The sequence below is a fragment of the Tropicimonas omnivorans genome, from assembly GCF_031846565.1.
Taxonomy (GTDB): Bacteria; Pseudomonadota; Alphaproteobacteria; order Rhodobacterales; family Rhodobacteraceae; genus Tropicimonas_B; species Tropicimonas_B omnivorans.
In genome coordinates, this window is the sequence record NZ_JAVRHL010000001.1 from 212,655 (window position 1) to 228,524 (window position 15,870).

The 15,870-nt window shown below is 68.8% G+C and carries 15 protein-coding genes and 1 tRNA gene; 1 reads left to right on the forward strand and 15 read right to left on the reverse strand.

The genetic code is table 11. The features are described 5' to 3' along the window. Positions 1-35 precede the first annotated feature (35 nt). The 7 genes from RM543_RS01080 to dapF all read right to left on the reverse strand — a co-directional run bounded on the left by RM543_RS01080 (position 36) and on the right by dapF (position 7,217). Complete coding sequence (locus RM543_RS01080; RefSeq protein WP_311688802.1) at positions 36-1,118, reverse strand: DUF3419 family protein; 1,083 nt, start codon at positions 1,116-1,118, stop codon at positions 36-38. Beyond that, complete coding sequence (locus RM543_RS01085; RefSeq protein ID WP_311688804.1) at positions 1,115-2,344, reverse strand: CoF synthetase; 1,230 nt, start codon at positions 2,342-2,344, stop codon at positions 1,115-1,117. Before RM543_RS01085 ends, RM543_RS01080 begins: the two co-directional genes overlap by 4 nt. Continuing rightward, on the reverse strand, positions 2,341-3,111 hold the full coding sequence (locus RM543_RS01090; RefSeq protein ID WP_311688806.1) for an MBL fold metallo-hydrolase: 771 nt from the start codon (positions 3,109-3,111) through the stop codon (positions 2,341-2,343). Before RM543_RS01090 ends, RM543_RS01085 begins: the two co-directional genes overlap by 4 nt. Continuing rightward, the gene (locus RM543_RS01095; RefSeq protein WP_311688808.1) at positions 3,108-4,079 is read right to left on the reverse strand and encodes an NAD-dependent epimerase/dehydratase family protein; all 972 of its coding nucleotides are present in this window, start codon (positions 4,077-4,079) and stop codon (positions 3,108-3,110) included. Before RM543_RS01095 ends, RM543_RS01090 begins: the two co-directional genes overlap by 4 nt. Further along, positions 4,069-5,046: a 3-oxoacyl-[acyl-carrier-protein] synthase III C-terminal domain-containing protein gene (locus RM543_RS01100; protein WP_311688810.1), complete on the reverse strand. Its 978-nt coding sequence runs from the start codon at positions 5,044-5,046 to the stop codon at positions 4,069-4,071. The genes RM543_RS01095 and RM543_RS01100 overlap by 11 nt, the downstream gene beginning before the upstream one ends. A 72-nt stretch (positions 5,047-5,118) precedes the next feature. Continuing rightward, positions 5,119-6,381: a tRNA (N(6)-L-threonylcarbamoyladenosine(37)-C(2))-methylthiotransferase MtaB gene (mtaB, locus tag RM543_RS01105; RefSeq protein ID WP_311688813.1), complete on the reverse strand. Its 1,263-nt coding sequence runs from the start codon at positions 6,379-6,381 to the stop codon at positions 5,119-5,121. Continuing rightward, positions 6,381-7,217, reverse strand: coding sequence for a diaminopimelate epimerase (gene dapF, locus RM543_RS01110; protein ID WP_311688815.1), 837 nt, complete (start codon positions 7,215-7,217; stop codon positions 6,381-6,383). Before dapF ends, mtaB begins: the two co-directional genes overlap by 1 nt. Before the next feature lie 96 nt (positions 7,218-7,313). On the opposite strand from dapF, the gene RM543_RS01115 reads away from it, so the two are divergent. Next, positions 7,314-7,389 (forward strand) — tRNA-Lys (locus RM543_RS01115). A 113-nt stretch (positions 7,390-7,502) separates the two neighbouring features. Here RM543_RS01115 and nusG read toward each other — a convergent pair. The 8 genes from nusG to RM543_RS01155 form a co-directional block, all read right to left on the reverse strand. Beyond that, complete coding sequence (gene nusG, locus RM543_RS01120; RefSeq protein ID WP_311688817.1) at positions 7,503-8,039, reverse strand: transcription termination/antitermination protein NusG; 537 nt, start codon at positions 8,037-8,039, stop codon at positions 7,503-7,505. A gap of 166 nt (positions 8,040-8,205) precedes the next feature. After that, positions 8,206-8,967: a glucosamine-6-phosphate deaminase gene (gene nagB, locus RM543_RS01125; RefSeq protein WP_311688819.1), complete on the reverse strand. Its 762-nt coding sequence runs from the start codon at positions 8,965-8,967 to the stop codon at positions 8,206-8,208. Beyond that, positions 8,964-10,037, reverse strand: a complete 1,074-nt coding sequence (locus RM543_RS01130) for an ROK family protein (RefSeq protein WP_311688821.1) — start codon at positions 10,035-10,037, stop codon at positions 8,964-8,966. The genes nagB and RM543_RS01130 overlap by 4 nt, the downstream gene beginning before the upstream one ends. Beyond that, positions 10,037-11,077 (reverse strand): ABC transporter ATP-binding protein, encoded by a 1,041-nt coding sequence (locus tag RM543_RS01135; RefSeq protein WP_311688823.1) that lies wholly within the window; start codon positions 11,075-11,077, stop codon positions 10,037-10,039. Before RM543_RS01135 ends, RM543_RS01130 begins: the two co-directional genes overlap by 1 nt. Then, positions 11,077-12,582 carry an argininosuccinate lyase gene (gene argH / locus RM543_RS01140; protein ID WP_311688825.1) on the reverse strand — a complete coding sequence of 502 codons (1,506 nt, stop codon included), beginning with the start codon at positions 12,580-12,582 and terminating at the stop codon, positions 11,077-11,079. The genes RM543_RS01135 and argH overlap by 1 nt, the downstream gene beginning before the upstream one ends. Positions 12,583-12,584: 2 nt before the next feature. Continuing rightward, positions 12,585-13,442 carry a carbohydrate ABC transporter permease gene (locus RM543_RS01145; RefSeq protein WP_432280421.1) on the reverse strand — a complete coding sequence of 286 codons (858 nt, stop codon included), beginning with the start codon at positions 13,440-13,442 and terminating at the stop codon, positions 12,585-12,587. After that, entirely contained in the window at positions 13,439-14,377 is a 939-nt protein-coding gene (locus tag RM543_RS01150) for a carbohydrate ABC transporter permease (RefSeq protein WP_311688827.1), read from the reverse strand. The genes RM543_RS01145 and RM543_RS01150 overlap by 4 nt, the downstream gene beginning before the upstream one ends. A gap of 62 nt (positions 14,378-14,439) precedes the next feature. Beyond that, on the reverse strand, positions 14,440-15,690 hold the full coding sequence (locus tag RM543_RS01155) for a sugar ABC transporter substrate-binding protein (RefSeq protein WP_311688829.1): 1,251 nt from the start codon (positions 15,688-15,690) through the stop codon (positions 14,440-14,442). Positions 15,691-15,870 lie beyond the last annotated feature (180 nt).

A 15,870-nucleotide genomic window follows, 5' to 3' on the forward strand; every position in this document is an offset into this window, starting at 1 on the left:
TCAGTGAGCGTTGCAGCCATCTGTAGTCCCCTGCGTCATCCGGTGAAACCCCGGCCGCCGGTGATCCGCCCCGCGTGGACCCGGTAGACGATGGCCCGGTCGCGTTCCGACAGGTGCGCGGAGAGGGCCGGGTCCTCCTCTGCGTGTGGGGGCCGCGGCAGGGCGTTCAGGAAGGTCCGTTCCGCGTAGCGCGCGCCCGGCGCGGCGGCCGCCGCGATCCTCTCCCAAAGCGCGGCATGCATGGCGGCATCGGTATACGAGCCGAAATCGGAGAGGGAGAAGGCGTCGAAACCGGCGAGCGCCCCCTGCCCCAGATCCCCGATCCCGCCGGTGACGATGCGGATCCGGTCCAGCCTGTCGCGGGTGATGGCGATGGCCTCGGGGCGCAGATGCAGCGGCAGCGCGGCGGCGTCGTGCCGCCCCCTCAGGATAAGGGACGCGAAGTCGCTGTCACGAAAGAGGAAACGGGCCGAGGCGCGACGGAAGGCGCCGGCCAGCCGCTGCTCCACCAGGGCCGGGGAGGGCAGGAAGGCGCCTCCCGGCTCTCCGACGATCCGCGTCCAGATCCAGCGCCGCGCCAGAAGGCGGATCGCCCCGCGCCAGAGCCCGTCGTCGAACTGGCGCTCCCAGATCGCCGCCTGCTCCCCTACGCCACCCGCCGCAAAGAGGCGCGCGATCGCCCGGCCCCGGTACAGCCCGTTCAGCCGCGCCCCGATTCGCAGGACCTTCTCCCACCGTCCGGCATACCAGACACCGCCGAGCGCCAGCCCTTCGCGCGGCTCCCAGAAGACGCGCCCCTCCCTGTCCATGGCCTGCAGGACGCGGGCATGGAGCGCGGCGCGGGTCTCGGCCGGAGCGATCCCGAGATAGGCCGGGATCTCCGCATCGTCCAATGCCCGGAATGCCGCGATCTTCAGCCGAAGGAGTGCGTTCTGCGCCGGGTTCAGATCAAGCGCGACGACCTCGCCGGGATCCGCCATCAGCATGTCGAGCGGCCGCCCCCCGCTGCCGGTCAGGCACAGGACGCGCGCGGGCGGACCGCCTCGCGTCAGGGCCTCGACCTCGGTCGCGCCATCCTCGTTCGAGGACGTGAAGTTGAGCGTGTCGAAGAAGCTCACCGCAATGCGCGGCGCACGCGGCGGCGCTTCTCTCCGGGCGCCTCCGCGGGCCACCCCTTGCGCACCTCGATCAGGGGCGAGATCCCGCGCCCCGCGAGCAGCCCCTCCAGCGCACCAGCCGCCGCTCCCGCAGCGTCCTCGGGCGCGTACGCCTCAAGCGACAACCGCAACGTCTCGGGGCCTGTCTGTTCCAGCCTGAAATCCGAAATCCGCCGGTCCGCCCCGATGATCGCGTTCCTCAGGATATCCGGCGTCAGAAGCACGCCTCCGATCCGGAGCGCATCGTCCATCCGGCCCACCACCGCCTCCACCGCCAGAAGCGGGGAGCCGCAAGGGCACGGAGCCTCGGACAGGCGTACGAGATCGTTCATCCGGTAACGCGCCATGATCTGCACATGTCGCCGGAAGCCCGTGACGAGCGGGGAAACGAGGCCCTCTCCCGCCGGTTCGAACTCGAACAGCGTCGCATCCTCGGCGAGGTGCAGCGTGCCATGCGCGCAGGTGACACCGAGCAGCCCCTCCGTCGCCATGTAGATCTGCCCCAGCGTCCCGCCGAGCCAGTCTTCGATGGCCGGGCGATCGGCGGGATCCAGCACCTCACCGGCCGAGAAGCAGCGGCGAGGCGGCGCCATCCGCCCGGCGAGATGCCTCAGGATCGAGGGCGGCGCGACGAGCGTGGTCGGCGCGAACCGGATTAGGTCGTCCTGCCAAGCATCTGGGCCCGCCTTCAGATCGAAGAACCGAAGGCGGGTGCGGCCGGCCCGGTTGGCCGCGTCGTAGAGGCGGGTATGGGTCGGCAGGAGGATCGCCACCCGCTCCGCCCGCCGCCAGATGTCCGGCAGCGCCTTCGCGAGGACCGCACCGAGCCAGTCCGCCCGCTCCGCCTCGTCGATGACGTAGAGGCCCTTGTTGCCGCTGGTGCCCGTGCTCGCACCGACGGTGAGGTCTCCGATCCGGCTGTCGTCCTCGATGGCCTCCCATGCCGCCTCTGCCGTCACGCCGCGGGAGTTGAAGGCCGCGAAATCGGCCATGAGGGTCGCCTTGTCGGTGACGGGAAGGTCGGCAAGACGTTCGGGGACCTTCCCGTAGAACGGCGCGCGGGGCAGATCGCGGGCGAGCCAGCGGGCGAGCCGCCGCGCCTGCCACGCCTCGAAGCGCGCGCGGGAGAGGCCGGGGCGCGTGACCCTGGTGGTCAGGGCGTAGGAGGCGGCGGCCCGGAGGATCATGCGTCGTACGTCCCTTTCCCGGGCTCGTGACAGAGCACCACATCCCCGCCTCCATCCGCGAACCGGCGGACGAGCCGCGTGCTCTCCCCTGCCGCGTACCTGTCATCGGCGATCCACATCGCGGGCGCGCCGGGCGCCCGGCCCGGCGCGAGGCCGGCGGCGCACCATTGCACGTCCGCCGCGTAGAGAAGCGGGGGATCGCATCGCGTGAAGACCAGCCCCCGTTGCCCCGCGGCGTGGCCGGGAAGTGGAACTGCGAGACAGGAACCGTCCCCGAAGACATCCGCGCCCTCCGGCAGGCCGAGCGGGGCGGGCAGGTGCGGCAAGCTCTCGTAGGCCGTTCGGCAGGAGGGCCAGTCCCGCGGAAGAAGCGCCGGAAACACACCGTGGCGCAGGCCCGGCGTGACGCCGGGAGCGAAGAGGCGGGCATGGGCGAGCGCCGGCAGGCCGCAGACGTGATCGGCGTGCAGATGGGTGAGAAGGACCCAGGACACGTCTTCGGGCGCCGCCCCCTTCTTCGCCAGCACCTCCTGCCACGCCCCTCCGCGAAGGAGACGGGGCCTCAGCACCCTGGCATAGATCCCGAGCGCGCCCCCTCGCCCGAACAGGGCCGGGCCGTAGCCGAGATCGATCAGGCCGAGCCCCGCCGCCGGATGCTCGGCAAGCCCCCACCGCACACGCAAGGACACCCGCGCCCAGCGCCCGCCTCGGAGGACAAGCCGCTCCGGAGCGCGGACGGTGGCGGAGGTGTGGAAGACCGGGATCATCGGAATGTCCGCTCCAACCCTTCGGCGAAGGGGATCCCCGGATGCCAGCCCAGAAGGGTGGCAGCGCGGGTGAGATCGAGCGATTGGGCATAGGCGAAGAGCCCGGCGGAATAGCGGGTGACGCGGGGCTCCCGCCGGGTGATCCGCGCCGCCGCCTCGGAAAGGCGCGCCGCTGCGAGGACCGGCCCGAGCGGCATCTTCCGCCAGCGAACGCGGATGCCGGCGCGCCCCGCGGCTGCCTCCACGATCGTCCGCACCGGCAGCACCTCGCCGCCCGAGACGTTGACCACCTTCCCGTCCGCCGCCGGCCCGGCCCGGAGCGACGCGAGCACGGCGGACACGACATCCTCCACGTGCGTCAGGTCGATCCGCGCGGCACCGTCCCGCAGCTCGGGAAGCGGCCCGGTCGCAGCGGCACGCAGAAGACGGGGAAGGAGCGCCGTGTCACCCGCCCCGTAGATCCCGCGCGGCCGCAGGATGACCGGCCCGAGGTCCGGGCTCTCCAGAACGAGGCGCTCGGCCACGGCCTTGGTGGCGGCGTAGTGATTGATGGGGCGCGGCAACGGCGCATCCTCCCGGAGGCCGATCTGGTCGGCCATCCGGAAGGCGACGCTGGGGGTGGAGATATGGACGAAGCGCCGCGTGCCGGCCTCCCGCGCGGCGGCGAGCACGTTTCGGGTCGCCACGACATTCGCGCGCTCGAAGGCGGCGCGGGAGCCGAAGGGAGCGGAGAGCGCGGCGCAGTGGACCAGGGCGCCCGCCCCTCCCGCAAGGGCCGTGCGCACCTCATCCCGCCGGGTCAGGTCGGCGGTGCGGACCTCGAAGCCCTCCGAGGCCAGACCATCGAGCCGCCCCCGGTCCCGGCCGATGCCCACCGCCCGGGTGCCGTCCGCCGCGAGACGCCGCAGGACGGCGCCGCCGAGGAACCCGGTGGCGCCGGTGACAAGGACGGGACCGTCAAAGGGCAAGGGCCAGCCCGCCGAAGGAGACGCCGGCAGAGGTGCCGAGGAGCAGCACCTTCGCGCCGTCTAGGGCCCGTCCCTCCCGGATCGCGATGTCGAGCGCGGTCGGGATCGAGGCGGCGATCTGGTTGCCATGCGTCCGCGAGATATCCACCACGCGCTCCTCCGGCAGCCCCATATGACGGATCATGTGACCGAGCGCATGGGGAGAGGCCTGATGCGGTACGACGAGGTCGATCTCTTCGGGCGCCCAGCCCGCCTTCTCCAGAAGCGCGTCCACGAAGCCGCGGAAATGCCGCGCCGTCACGCGAAAGAGCGCAGGGCCGTCCATGGCGAAGCGGGAATGGGCGGCGAAGGTTTCGGGCTCGGCATGGTAATCGATTCGCGTGCCACCAGCGCCGATTTCGCAGGATTCGTAGGCGGACGGGTAGGTCCGCATGAGGAAGCGAGGACCCTCCCCCGGCCCGATCACGGCGGCCGCCGCCCCGTCCCCGAAGAGCGCGGCGACGTCCGGCTGGGCGTCCCACGGCAGGGCGCGGCTGGCGATTTCGGAGGAGATCACGAGCGCCCTCTGCGCCTGCCCCGCCGCCACGGCCCGCGCGGCCATGTCCCACGCCGCGAGGAAGGAAAGGCAGGTAGCGTTGACGTCGTAGGCCGCCGCCCGACCGTCCTCGATCCCGAGCGCACGCATGTAGAGCGGCGCGGTTGCGGGAAGCGTCTGGTAGGGAATGCCGGACGCGGAGAGAACCAGATCGATCCCGGATGGCGCCACGCCGGCAGCGTCGAGCGCGGCCCGCGCCGCCGCGGCGCCGAGCGAGATCTGGTCCTCGTCGCCCGAGACATGGTACCGCGCGGCCACGCCGCTCCGCGCTTCGAGCGTACCGGGGGAAAGCGACAGCCGCGCATCGAGATCGGCCGATGTGTGGCGCGCCGCTGGCAGCGCATGACCCGTTCCGAGCAGTCCCGGCGGCATGGAACGTCTCCTCCCCCTCAAGCTGACCTACAGATCGGTACGGCGCGCGGCCTCTGCAACTCTTCCGAAGGGTCAGGCGAGAAGCTGCGTGCCCTCGTGGCCCGACACCGTCGCGGGCACGATGTCGCCCACCGGGCGATCCTCGGAGAAGAGAACCTCCGCGAACTGTTCCGTCCGCCCCATCCGGGCGTTCTCCATCAGCACCGCATGGGTCCGGCCGACCTGCGCCGACAGATGCGCCTCGGCGGCCCGTGCGCCTGCCTCCCTGAGCCGTGCCGCGCGCTCCTTGACGAGCTGCCCGTGAAGCTGCGGCATCCGGGCGGCCGGAGTTCCGGGCCGCGCCGAGTACGGGAAGACGTGCAGCCAGGTCAGGCCGCACTCCTCCACGAGCCGGAGCGAGTCCTCGAAATGCTCCTCCGTCTCGGTCGGAAAGCCGGCGATGATGTCCGCGCCGAAGACCATGTCCGGCCGCAGCCGCCTAGCCTCCTCGCAGAAGCGGATCGCGTCGTCCCTCAGGTGCCTGCGCTTCATCCGCTTCAGGATCAGGTCGTGTCCGTGCTGGAGCGACAGGTGCATGTGCGGCATGAGGCGCGGCTCGGTCGCGATGGCCTCCATCAGCGCCTCGTCCACCTCGATGGAATCGATGGAGCTGATCCTGAGGCGCGGCAGGTCCGGCACCAGCTTCAGGATCCGGCGCACAAGATCGCCGAGCTTCGGCGTTCCCGGCAGGTCCGCCCCCCAGCTCGTCAGGTCCACGCCGGTCAGCACGACCTCGTTGAATCCGTTCTCGCGCAGCCGCCGGATCTGGTCGACCACGACGCCCGCCGGTACGGAGCGCGAATTCCCGCGGCCATAGGGGATGATGCAGAAGGTGCAGCGATGGTCGCACCCGTTCTGGACCTGCACGTAGGCGCGGGAGCGGGTGCCGAAGCCGTCGATCAGGTGGCCGGCCGTCTCGGTGACGGACATGATGTCGTCGACCTGCACCCGTTCCGTCTCTCCGACGAGGTCGGGGGCGGCGAAGCTGCGCCACGTCTGGGGTGCCATCTTCTCGGTATTGCCGATGACGCGATCGACTTCGGGCATGGCGGCGAACGTGTCCGGATCGGTCTGCGCGGCGCAGCCGGTAACGATAACGGTGGCGTTGGGGTTCTCCCGGCGGAGGCGCCGGATATCCTGCCTGGCCTTGCGCACCGCTTCCTGCGTCACGGCGCAGGTATTCACCACGACCGCATCTCCGAGGCCCGCCTCGTCCGTCAGACGCTTCATCGCCTCGGTCTCGTACGCGTTCAGGCGGCAGCCGAGGGTATGGAAGACGGGCGCGCGGCGATCCATCAGAGGGCCTCCAGAAAGGCGGGGGTGAGCGTTCCGGAGAACACGTGAGCGCTCGGCCCCGTCATGTGAACCCCGTCATCGCGCCAATCGATATCCAGGGTGCCGCCGTCGAGCCGCACGAGGACGCGCCGCTCCGTCAGACCCCGACGCGCCGCCGCCACGGCCGCCGCGCAGGAGCAGGAGCCGGACGCAAGCGTGATGCCGGCCCCCCGCTCCCAGACGCGCACGCGGATCTCGGTCCGGGACAGGATCTGCACGACCTCGACATTGGTGCGCTCGGGGTAGAGCGGATGGATCTCCTGCGCCGCGCCGAAGAGGGCGAGGTCCACCGCCTCGGCATCGTCCACGAAGAACGTGCAATGGGGGTTGCCCATGCCCGTCGCCACGGGGTCGCCCTCGATCGGCAGGTGAAGCGTGTCCATCTGCCCAGCGATCGGCACCGCGTCCCACTCCAGTAGCGGCGCACCCATGTTGACCCGCACGAGCCCGCCTCCGGCATCGACGCAGCGAAGCAGCCCGCGGCCGGTCTCGAGCGTGACGGTATCGGCGCCCGTCTCGTTCAGCAGGTGGCGCGCGACACAGCGCGTCGCGTTGCCGCAGGCCGAGGAAAGCGAGCCGTCCGCGTTGTGAAAGACCATGCGCGCATCGGCATCCTTTGCCGCCTCGATCAGGACGAGCTGATCGAACCCGACGCCGAAATGCCGGTCCGCAAGGGCGCGCACGAGCGCCTCGCCCGGCGCGGCACTACCATCGCGCAGGTCGATCACGACGAAATCGTTGCCGAGGCCATGCATCTTCATGAAGCGCAGGCCGGAGGAGGAGGAGCTGTCCCGCATGGCGCCGGTCCTTACAGCAGCCGCGACGTCCACGCCATAGGGACCGTTTTTGCACTTGACCCCCGCGCCACCGTTCCGTAGGTCCGCGCCTCGAGTGGGCCGTTAGCTCAGTTGGTAGAGCAACTGACTTTTAATCAGTGGGTCACAGGTTCGAATCCTGTACGGCTCACCACTGACTCCAGACTATGCAAGATGCGGTGGACCGCGGGGGATCGACAGGTTCGGCCCCGGTCTGCGCCGGGACTCAGGGACCGCGCGAGGTGGCCGCGCGCCATGCCGCGCATGTCAGTCTTGCAGGATGCTCGTGGACGCCGGATCGAGTTTCACCCGTGTCGGGCGTCCGAGCAGGTCCAGCAGAACATGCAGGCGCGCGTCCGAATCGATGCTCTCGACGGAAGTCACGAAGTCCGCAAACGGGCCGCTGACGATCCTGATCGTGTCTCCGGCCCCGAATTCGGCGATCTCCGGCTGCAAGAGCCCCTCCGGGTCGCATCGCGCCATCAGGCCCGCGACAACCTGCGGCGGAACGATGGCGGGCGCTCCCGACGCCGATGTCACGACGCGGGACACGCCGCGCGCCGATTTGACCTTGGGCCAGGACGGATGAGCGGGATCCATGGCGAAGAAGATGTAGCCGGCGAAGATCGGCCGCTCTTGGGCGATCACCTTGCCGCGCCAGCGCCGTTCAGCCCGATGCCGGGGGATGAACACGTCGCACCCGATCCGCTCGAGGGAGTGTTGCGCGGCTTTGTGCTGGTTCGGCTTGCAGAGGGCCAGGTGCCACTGAGCCTCGACGAGATGGTGCTGTCGCAACGCGAACATGTCTCACCTTCCGTTCAACCGTGAACGACCTACCCTCACGCGCGAGCGCCCGGAGGTCAATTCACGGAATCGGGGGTGTCTGGACGCAGGAAATGGAAGGGGGCGACCGAAGCCGCCCCGGACCGTCGGGATACCGCGCTAGTTCGCTCTCCGCCCGCGATGCCGGCTACCGAACCGCGGCGTTCCCGTCCTGAAGGCAGGAGGCTGCCTCCTTGTCGCAGAGGATCGTGACCGCCGGGTGCAGTCTGAGGGCGGACGCTGGAACCGCCGGATCGATCGTCCCCGACAGCATCGCGTCGAGGGCTTTCGCCTTTTTCGACCCCGTTGCCAGAAGGACGATGCGGCGCGCCTCGAGGATCGTGGCGATGCCCATGGTCAGCGCGTGCGAGGGCGGCGTCTGACCGTCCGGAAACTCGGAAGCGTTGGCCGCGATCGTCGACGCGGCGAGGGCGACCTTCCGGGTCCGGCTGTCGAAGGGCGCACCCGGTTCGTTGAAGCCGATATGCCCGTTCTCGCCGATCCCGAGGAGTTGCAGGTCGATCCCGCCGGCCTGCCGGATCGCCACCTCGTAGCGCCCGCCCGCCGCCGCCGGATCGTCCGCCATGCCGTCTGGCAGATGCCAGTCGCCGGCGCGCAGATCGACGTGATCGAAGAACTCGCGGCGCATGTAGCTGTGGTAGCTCGCCGGGTGCTCCGGCGGGAGGCCGAGATACTCGTCGAGATTGAAGCTGCGGACCCCCTCGAAGCTCAGCTTTCCCGCCGCCGCGTCCTCCCGCAACCTGGCATAGACGGCCAGCGGCGTACGGCCCGTGGCAAGGCCGAGGACGGCGCCGGGAGTGTCGGCGATCACTGCCGCGATCATCCGGGCAGCTTCGGAGGTGACGGCATCGCCGTCATCGAGGATGGTCAGCTCGGGAGCGTGGGTCATGACAGGGTCTGCGCCAATCTCAGACGGGCGGCACGGGCCGCACCGACGACGCCGGCGCGGTTCCCCAGCGTGCTGATCCGGCATTCGGGCGGCTCCGGCATGCAAAGGGCGAGTTTTTCCTCGAGAAGCGCGAGGAGTTCCGGGCGGGAGCCGACGCTGCCGCCGAGAACGACGCGGCCGGGATCGAGGATCGAGCAGATCGAGAGGATCGCCTGCGCCACCAGCGTCGCCAGCCGGTCGATGACAGCGGCGAAGGCCGGGTCCGGGCCGAGGGCAAAGAGGTCTTTCAGCGTTCCCTCGGCGGTACCGCCGCGGGCCCGGTAGTCCTCCAGCAGTGCCGCGCTCGAAATCGCGCTCTCGAGGGCCCCGTTGCGGAAGGTGTCCCGGTCGAACGGATCGGCGCCGATCGGCAGGGCCGCGACCTCCCCCGCCGCACCGCTGGCGCCGCGCAGGAGTTCGCCCCGCACCACCGTCCCCATGCCGATCCCGGTGCCGATGGCGATGAACACGGAGCAGTCGCCGCGCGAGGGCGCACCGCGCCAGCTTTCGCCGAGCGCCGCCATGTTCACGTCGTTCTCGACCGCGACCGGCACCGAGAGGGCATCGCCGAAGAGGTGAACGAGATCGTGGGTCTCGAGGTCGTCGATGTTGGGCCCGCGATGGAGGCGCCCCGTCGCGGGGTGGATGGAGGCGGGAAGGCCGATCCCGGCGGCCGCGATCCGCGAGGCCCCGGCACCGGTCTCGGTCAGGAGCAGATCCCGCTGGGACAGGATCTGGTCGATCAGGGCGAGCCCGCCGGCCTCGCTCGTCGGGGCCTTGGTTTCCGCCAGAACGGTGCCGTCCAGGTCGCAGAGCGCGGTCTGGGCCTTGGTGCCGCCGATATCCGTGGCGAGGAGCAGAGCGCGGGAGGGATCGAGTGCGCCTCCCTGCCGGATCCAACCCGCGGCGGCGAGCTCGTCGCACCCGGACGCCTCTGCCGCCCCGCCGAGATCCGCCAGGAGGGTGCCGAGCGCGCGGCGCGCGGCCTGCGGCAGATCGCCGAGGCCGGGGAGCGGGGACGAAACCTGCATCACCGTCTCTCCAGCGCCTTCTCCGTCTTCGCATCGAAGCGGTGAAGGTGAGCCTTGCCCGCATGGGCTGTCACGGTGCTGCCGACCTCGGGGATCTCCGTGGCGGGAGCGGTGCCAATAACGGTGTCATCGCCGAGCTGGAAGTGGACGAGCGTCTCGGGACCGAGCGGCTCGACAGCGGTCACGGGGCCGGATAGCGAAAGGGCGTGGCCCTCGCCCGCCTCGGGGCCGACATGAAGGTCCTGCGGCCGAACGCCGAGCAGGAGGGGCGTGCCGCCATCCCCGCCGAAGTCACCTCCAGCCTGACCGGAGGAGATGACGTTCATCGAGGGCGTGCCGATGAACCGGGCCGTGAAGACATCGACGGGATTGCTGTAGATTTCCATCGGGCGGCCCTGCTGGAGGATGTGACCGTCCTTCATCACCACGATCCGGTCCGCCATGGTCATCGCCTCGACCTGGTCGTGCGTCACGTAGGCGATGGTGGAGCCCAGGCGCTGGTGCAGGGCCTTGATCTCGATCCGCATCTGCGCGCGCAGCTGCGCGTCGAGGTTGGACAGGGGCTCGTCGAAGAGGAACGCGGCCGGATCGCGGACCATGGCGCGCCCCATCGCGACGCGCTGACGCTGACCGCCCGAAAGCGCTGCGGGGCGGCGGTCGATGAATTTCGTCAGGCCCAGGATCTCCGCCGCATTCTCGACGCGGCGCGCCTTCTCCGCCTTGTCCAGCTTCTGCGTGTAGAGCCCGATGGCGATGTTCTCGCGGACAGTCATGTGCGGGTAGATCGCGTAGTTCTGGAAGACCATCGCGATGTTGCGCTGCTTGGGGTCGAGCTCGTTGACCACGCGATCGCCGATGCGGATCTCACCGCCCGAGACCTCTTCCAGGCCCGCGATCATGCGCAGCGTCGTCGACTTGCCGCAGCCGGAGGGCCCGACGAAGACGACGAACTCCCCGTCGGCAATCTCGAGGTCGATCCCGTGGATGACCTCCGTCTTGCCGTAGGTCTTCGTCAGTTTCTTGAGCGAGATCGTCGCCATCACCTCACCTCCAGCAGTTCGGAGAATTTCTTGTCGAGTTCGGCCGCGGCGGCCGCCTCGCGATCGGTCCTGTCGCTGGCTGCCCGAGCGAAACCGCCGAGCGCGGCCTCGTAGGCGGCCAGAGCTTCGGCCATTGGTTCAGGGGCCGGTCCGCCATACCGGGTTCGGACCGCCACGAAATGTTCAGGGGACGCGGCCTCGCGGAAGGCCGCTTCATCAAGCTCGGGCGCGCGGGCCGTCGCCTCTTCGAATGCCGCGGAGAAGGCCGCATAGCCGGAGGGCAGATCCGCGCCCCGCGCCACCACGTCCCGCGCCGTCGCCGCCGCGATCTCGTGGGCCTGCCGGAAGGACAGCCCCTCGCGCCGCACCAGCGTATCGGCAAGCTCGGTGATCGTGATGCAGGAGCGCCGGATATTCGCCTCAACACGGGCCCCGTCGACCTTCAGCGCGCCCATGAAGGCAGCCAGCAGGTCGAGCACCCGGCCGCCGCTGGCAAAGGCGCTGTAGCCCGCCGCCTGGCTCTCGCCCTCGCTGTCGTTCATGTCGGTGAAGGGGGTGTTGTGCATGATGTCCTTCATCATCCGCGCCCGGCCGACCGTCTGGCTGGAGAGGTGGCGCATGTGCTCGATGGGCACCGGGTTGCGCTTCTGCGGCATGATGGACGAAATCTGCACGAAGGCGTTCGGGACGTAGATCTGGCCGACCTCGAAGGCGGACCAGAATTGCAGGTCCTGGATCAGACGCCCCAGGTGAAGGAACAGAAGCTCGACCGCCGAATAGGCGCCGGTCGTGTAGTCGACCGCCGCGATGCAACTGTAGGAATTGCGCTGGGGCGCCGCGAAGCCGAGGAGATGGGCGACGCGGGCGCGGTCCACCGGGAAACCGGAGGTGGTGATCGCGGCCGCGCCCATGGAGCAGAGGTCACAAGTCGCACGCGCGGCCTCCAGCCGTTCGATATCCCGGATCAGGACCTCGATGGCCGCGGAGAGGTAATGCCCGAGCGTGGTCGGCTGGGCGGGCTGACCGTGGGTGTAGGCGACGATGATTGTCGCGGATTCCCGCTTCGCCGTGCCGATCAGCGCCTCGAGAAGCGCCCTCGCCTGCGTCAGCATCCCGTCCAGATGTCCCTTGAGCGCAATCTTGAACAGCGTGTGGTCGATGTCGTTGCGCGAGCGGGCGGTATGGAGCCAGCCGCCCGTATCGGGACCGAGACGCGCCTTCAGCTCCGCCTCCACGAGGAAGAAGTAATCCTCGACCTCGCCGGTATATTCGAGCGCTCCGGGATCGACCTCGGCGTCGATCTCCTGCAGCGCGCGGGCGATCTTACCGGCGGTGGCGGGCTCGACGATACCGCACTCGGCCAGCATCACGAGATGCGCGCGGTCGATGCGGCGAAACCCCTCCGCGTGGTCGGTGCGGGCATGGTCGAACAGCGGCGCGAGGACGGTGCGACGGTAGACGGGGTCGGGAAAGCGACTGTCGTCGCTCTGGCGTGGGTCGGTCATGGTCATCCCTTGAGCCCCGCCAGCATCACGCCGCGGACGATGAAGCGCTGCAGCACCAGGAAGATCACCAGCGTCGGGATCGTCGCAAGCGCGGCGCCCGTCATGATCATCTCCCAGCGGATCGCCTGTTCCACCGCGAAGGAGGTGAGGCCGATGGGCAGCGTGTAGAGGTCCTTGCTGGTCGTCACGATCAGCGGCCAGAAGAAGGCGGTCCAGTTGCCGAGGAAGGTGAAGATCGCGAGTGCCGACAGGGCCGGCGTGACCAGCGGCATGGCGATCTTCCACCAGATGGTGAACTCGTTCATCCCGTCGATGCGCGCCGCCTCGAGGAAGTCGTCCGGGACCGTCTCGAAGAACTGCTTCATCAGGAACGTGCCGAAGGCCGTCGTCATGCCGGGGAACATGATGCCCCAGTAGGTATCCAGCCAGCCGAACTGCGCGGACATCAGGTACCACGGGATCACGAGCATCTCCGTCGGGATCATCAGTGTCGAGAGGATGGCGATGAAGACGAAGCGGCGACCCCGGAACTTGAACTTGGCCAGCGTGTAGCCGACGAGGCTGTCGAAGAAGAGGTTCGAGGCGGTGACGACGACCGCGACGATCGACGAGTTGATGAACCACCGCATGAAGTCCCCCTCGCGGAGCACCTCCATGTAGTTCGTGAGCGTCGGCGCGGACGGGATCAGGCGCAGGTCGTAGATCTGCCCCGGCGTCTTCAGCGACGTGGAGAACATGTAGAGCAGCGGCGTGACCATCAGCACGCCGCCGATGAAGAGGATCGTCCAGCGGACGATGGCCTTGGGATTGATGCGGGACATCGGAAGGCCGGTCCCGGGCGTTTCGGTGACGGAGCTCATGCGCGGTCCCTCAGTATCCAGAGCTGCAGGAGCGACACCACGAGCAGGATCGTGAAGAGCACGACCGTCTGCGCGGCGGCATAGCCCATGTCGTAGGAGGAGAAGGCGGTCTGGTAGATCATCAGCACGAGCGGCTTGGTGGAGCCGAGCGGCCCGCCGGGATCGTTCGTGGTCATGTTGTAGACCTGGTCGAAGATCCGCAGGAAGGCGATGGAGATGAACACCACGAGGAAGACGGTGGTCGGTTTCAGCAGCGGCAGCGTGATCTTCCGCAGGATCGTCCACTCGCCGAGCCCGTCGATCCGCGCCGCCTCGTAATAAGTGTCCGGAATGGCGCGCAGGCCGGCCATGAAGATGATGATCTGAAAGCCGAGGCCGGCCCAGATTGCCGTCACCATGATCGCCGGGAGCGCGTTGGTGGTGGACCCCAGGAACTCGATCTGCCCGAAGCCGAGCTCACCCAGCGCGCTGTTGATGAGGCCCGTCGGCGGCGGCTGGTAGAACCAGCGCCAGACCCAGGCCATCGCCGCGGCGGTGGTGATGTAGGGCATGAAGTAGAGAGCGCGCAGGAAGTTGTGCGCGAAGCGGACCCGGTCGAGGTAGTAGGCGACGACGAAGGCGATCAGCAGGCTGATCGGCGTGCCGTAGATGAGGTAGGCGAAGGTGTTGCGGAAGGTCTGCCAGAACCCGGGATCGGCGAACATCCGGCGGTAGTTCTCGAAGCCGATGAACTCGGCGTCCGACATCAGGTCCCAGTCCGTCAGCGACAGCCAGAACGCGTTGAACGTGGGGTAGAACCGGATCACGCAATAGAAGAGCACCGGGATCGCCAGGAAGCTCCAGACCCAGATCGCGCTGCGCGTCCGCATGGACAGGCGCGGAGCGGGCTGGATCGGGTGCGTGGGGATGGTATCGGATTCGGTCGGGTGGACCATGCTTCACCTCCGCAGGGTCATGAGCCGCCCCGGAGTGGTCCGGGACGGCTCGGGTGCGATGCTCAATCGCGGGCGTCGTCGATGATGGCCTGTTCCTGCTCGGCGGCCTCGGCAACGGAATCGGCCGGCGCCTGGTCCTGCAGGAAGACGCGGTTCGCCATGTCGATGGCGGTCTGGCGCTGCGCGGCCTCGTCCACGAAGAGCGTGGTGTGCGCGTAGGGAAGCGCGGCGAGGAAGGGCCCGTAGATCGGGTCGTTCATGTTCGCGTCCGTCATCGCGGCCTCGCGGCGGGCCGGAAGCTCACCCACGACCTCGAGCCAGATCTGCATTGCCTCGTCGGAGGAAATGTACTCGAGGAACTTGATGGAGGCCTCGAGCTCCTCGCCCTCGGCGCTGCTGCCGATCGCGTTGGCGAAGTAGCTGGCGTAGTTGGACTGGACGCCCTCTTCATTGGCCGGAAGCTCGGCCACGCCCCATTCGAAATCCTCGATGCTGTTGAACGAGCCGAGGCGGAAGGTGCCGTCGATCGTCATGGCCGCGCGGCCGGCACGGAAGGCGGCCTGCCCCTCGTCCATGAAGCCGGCTGCGCCGATCCCGTGCTCCGTCTGAAGGTTGGTGTAGAATTCCAGGGCCTCGGCGCCGGCGGCGTCATCGTCGTAGGTGACCTGGCTGTAATCGTCGTTGTAGGGCACGCCGCCCATCTGCCGGACGAGCACTTCGCGCCACCACTGGTGATCCTGACCGGCCATGTCGAGCGTGAGGCCCACGGTCTCGAAGTTGCCGGCGTCGTTCTTGACGGCGAGCTTCTTACCGTATTCCACGAGCTCGTCCAGCGTCTCGGGCGGGCCGTCGATGCCGGCCTCCTCGAAGAGATCCTTGTTCCAGAAGAGCGCGAGCGAGCGCACCGCAGTCGGCAGACCGTAATACTCGCCGTCACGCTGCATGGCGGAGACGATGGGGAAGAACTCTTCCTCGATCTGCGCCGCCGGGAAGGTGTCCTCCGGCAGCGGCTGGATGAGGTTGCCCTCGATGAACTTGTCCGCCCAGCCGTAGAAGAGCTGCATGACGTCCGGCCCCTTGCGCGCCATGTTCGCGGCGACGATGCGGGTCTGGTAGTCGGCGTAGGGGAAGGTGACCTGCTCGACGGTGATGTCGGGGTTGGCTTCCTCGAAGTTCTCGATGAGCTGGTCCATCGCCTCGACGCGGGTGTCGTAGATGTACTGCCAGTACTCGATTTCGACCGCGGAGGCCGAGGTGGCCGCCGTGATGCAGGCCGCAGCCGAGATGCCGGCCATGAGAATACGCTTCTGCATTTCATTCCTCCGTTGGATGCGCCCGCTCCAAGTTGGGGAGCGCCTGTTGTTATGGCACCGCGATCGGACCCGCGGCGGGGTCGTGGGCGCAAACTTCGGCGCCGGGAGGGCCCTCTGTCAATACTTAAAAAAACTTGTCTTATTAGGGCAGGCCCTTCACTCTGGCGCTCTGACCCGTCA

What these genes read in the sequence shown, in the direction of transcription:
- nagB (WP_311688819.1), bottom strand. Translation starts at nt 8,967, where the DNA reads ATGACCCACGCTCCCGAGCTGACCATCCTCGATGACGGCGATGCCGTC.
- argH (WP_311688825.1), bottom strand. Translation starts at nt 12,582, where the DNA reads ATGACCGACCCACGCCAGAGCGACGACAGTCGCTTTCCCGACCCCGTC.
- RM543_RS01135 (WP_311688823.1), bottom strand. Translation starts at nt 11,077, where the DNA reads ATGGCGACGATCTCGCTCAAGAAACTGACGAAGACCTACGGCAAGACG.
- RM543_RS01100 (WP_311688810.1), bottom strand. Translation starts at nt 5,046, where the DNA reads ATGCCGCCGGGACTGCTCGGAACGGGTCATGCGCTGCCAGCGGCGCGC.
- RM543_RS01145 (WP_432280421.1), bottom strand. Translation starts at nt 13,442, where the DNA reads ATGAGCTCCGTCACCGAAACGCCCGGGACCGGCCTTCCGATGTCCCGC.
- RM543_RS01130 (WP_311688821.1), bottom strand. Translation starts at nt 10,037, where the DNA reads ATGCAGGTTTCGTCCCCGCTCCCCGGCCTCGGCGATCTGCCGCAGGCC.
- nusG (WP_311688817.1), bottom strand. Translation starts at nt 8,039, where the DNA reads ATGTTCGCGTTGCGACAGCACCATCTCGTCGAGGCTCAGTGGCACCTG.
- dapF (WP_311688815.1), bottom strand. Translation starts at nt 7,217, where the DNA reads ATGCGGGACAGCTCCTCCTCCTCCGGCCTGCGCTTCATGAAGATGCAT.
- RM543_RS01090 (WP_311688806.1), bottom strand. Translation starts at nt 3,111, where the DNA reads ATGATCCCGGTCTTCCACACCTCCGCCACCGTCCGCGCTCCGGAGCGG.
- RM543_RS01155 (WP_311688829.1), bottom strand. Translation starts at nt 15,690, where the DNA reads ATGCAGAAGCGTATTCTCATGGCCGGCATCTCGGCTGCGGCCTGCATC.
- RM543_RS01085 (WP_311688804.1), bottom strand. Translation starts at nt 2,344, where the DNA reads ATGATCCTCCGGGCCGCCGCCTCCTACGCCCTGACCACCAGGGTCACG.
- mtaB (WP_311688813.1), bottom strand. Translation starts at nt 6,381, where the DNA reads ATGGATCGCCGCGCGCCCGTCTTCCATACCCTCGGCTGCCGCCTGAAC.
- RM543_RS01150 (WP_311688827.1), bottom strand. Translation starts at nt 14,377, where the DNA reads ATGGTCCACCCGACCGAATCCGATACCATCCCCACGCACCCGATCCAG.